A 2,633-nucleotide genomic window follows, 5' to 3' on the forward strand; every position below is an offset into this window, starting at 1 on the left:
ACGGGAACGGGGCGCAGGTGGGCGTCGAGGACGTAGGCCGTGGAGTTGGGAATGGGCCGGCCAATGGGCACCGGGCCGTCCACCCGCGTGTCGTGCTTCAGCGACCACGTGGTGGAGAAGGACGAGTTCTCCGTCGGGCCGTAGGCGTGAACCAGCGTCGACGTATCGGGAATGAGCGCCAGATGGTCACGCAGGCGTGCCCAGGGCATCACGTCGCCACCCGTGAGCAACTGACGCATGCCCGCGATGGCCGCGCCCTGGTGCAGCGCCATCTGCTCGAAGAGCGCGGTCGTCAGGAACAGCACCGTGACGCGGTGGTGGCGAAGCTGCGCGGCCAGCTCCTCCAGGGAGAGGGAGTGGGGCGGAGCAAGGACGAGCTTCGCGCCGTGCAGCAACGCGCCCCAGAACTCGAAGGTGGAGGCGTCAAAAGCGACCGGCGCGAGTTGGAGCCAGGTCTCCTCTGGCCCGAAGCGCATGAAGGAGCTGCCGAGCACCAGGCGGGTGATGCCGCGGTGGGGAACGCAGACGCCCTTGGGCCGGCCGGTGGAGCCGGAGGTGAACATGACGTAGGCGAGCGAATCGCCGTCGGCGTAGACCTCTGGCGCATGGGTCGGCAGCGCGGCGATGTCCCGGGCCCGGGCATCCAGCCAGACGCGGACGCCCGAGGGCGGCAGCAATGAAGCGAAGGGCTGGTGGGTGACGACCACGCTGACGTCCGCGTCTTGCAACAAGGCGCCGATGCGGTCCACGGGAGCATTGCGGTCCACGGGGACGAAGGCGGCGCCGGCCTTGAGGATGGCGAGGATCGCCGTGACCAGCTCGAAGGAGCGCTCGACGGCGAGGCCGACGCGAGCGCTCGGGACGACGCCCAGGGAGATCAAGTGGTGGGCCAGCTGGTTCGCACGCGCGTCCAGCTGTGCATACGTCAACGTGGCATCCCCCATGACGAGCGCCACGGCGTCCGGCGTGCGCTGGGCCTGCTGTGCGAAGTGGACGTGGACGGGGACGTCCATGGGGCTGGGGACGGCGGTGTCATTCCAGTCCACGAGGATGCGCTGGCGCTCCTCGCTGGAGAGCAGCGGCAGCTCCGCGAGCGACAGCCGAGGCTGGGTGGCCACGGCCTCCAGCAGCGTGAGCAGGTGGCTGGCCATCCGCTCCACGGTGCCGTGCTTGAAGAGCGCGGTGCTGTACCCGAGCCCGCCGACGAAACCCTCGGGCGAGTCCTGCAACGTCAACGTGAGGTCGAACTTGGCGGAGTGGGCCTCGGCGGCGACCTGCTGGAAGGTGAGGCCCGGGATGCGCAGGGCCTCCGTGGGGGCGTTCTGCAGGGCGAACATCACCTGGAAGAGGGGGCTGCGGCTCGGGTCGCGCACGGGCTGCAGGACTTCGACGAGCTTCTCGAAGGGCAGGTGCTGGTGCTCGTAGGCGGCGAGCGTCGTGCCGCGCACCTGGGCGAGCAGATCGCGGAACTTCGCCTCCGGCTCCACGCGAGAGCGCAGGACGAGGGTGTTGACGAAGAAGCCGATGAGGCCTTCGGTCTCCGCCTGGGTGCGGCCGGCGATGGGCGTGCCCACGCTGATGTCGTCTTGCGCGGAGTAGCGCGACAGGAGGACCTGGAACGCGGCGAGCAACACCATGAACGGCGTGGCGCCCTCACGCCCGGCCAGCGCCTTGAGGGCTTCGGACGTCGACCGCGGGATCCGGACGGAGAGGGCCGCGCCCTCATGGGTCTGGATGGCCGGACGCGGGAGGTCGGTCGGCAACTCCAGCGCGGACGGTGCACCCGCGAGCTGCTGCCTCCAGTACGCCAACTGTGCTTCCAGCGTCTCCCCCTGGAGCCACTGGCGCTGCCTCGCCGCGAAGTCCGCGTACTGAATGGGCAGCGGCGCCAACGTGGGGGCGAGGCCCTGGGTGAAGGCCTCGTAGAAGGCGACCAGTTCCCGGACGAGGACGCCCATGGACCAGCCGTCGGAGACGATGTGGTGCATCGTCACGAGCAGCAGGTGCTCTTCGGAGCCCAGCCGCACCAGGGCGGTGCGCAGCAGAGGGCCCGTGGCGAGCTGGAACGGCTGGCGGGCGTCCTCCGTGATCCTGCGTTGGGTCTCGGCGTCGCGCTCGGCTTCGGGGAGCGTGGAGAGGTCCAGGAGCGGCAGTGTCCACGCGTCCGGCATGTGGACGTGCTGGATGAGCTGACCCTCGTGCTCACGGAAGGTGGTGCGCAGGGCTTCGTGGCGGGCGACCAGCGCCTCGAAGGCGCGGCGCAGGGCCTCCACGTCCACGTGGCCCGTGAGCCTGAGGGCCGTGGGGATGTTGTACGACGCATCCCCGGGGGTGAGCTGATCCAGGAACCAGAGGCGTTGCTGCGCGAAGGACAGCGGAATGGCGCCTTCGCGCGCGGAGAGCCCTGGCGGAGGTGCTTGGGGGCTGCGCTGGGCTCCCTCGAGCTTCGACGCGAGGGCTTCGACCGTGGGCGTCTCGAAGACGACGCGCAGGGAGAGCTCCACCTCGAATGTCGCGCGGACGCGCGAGACGAGCTGGGTGGCGAGCAGGGAGTGCCCGCCGAGGGCGAAGAAGTCGTCGTGGAGCCCGACGCGCTCGGTGCGGAGCACTTCGGCGAAGAGGGCCGCGAGCTT

Annotated in this window: 1 protein-coding gene; it reads right to left on the bottom strand. The window is 70.1% G+C overall.

Going from position 1 to position 2,633, the window contains the following annotated elements; genetic code table 11:
• Positions 1 to 2,633, bottom strand: a 2,633-nt coding sequence (locus tag GTY96_RS36950; RefSeq protein ID WP_161667161.1) for a condensation domain-containing protein, incomplete at both ends; no start/stop codon positions are given.

The sequence above is a fragment of the Corallococcus silvisoli genome, from assembly GCF_009909145.1.
GTDB lineage: Bacteria > Myxococcota > Myxococcia > Myxococcales > Myxococcaceae > Corallococcus > Corallococcus silvisoli.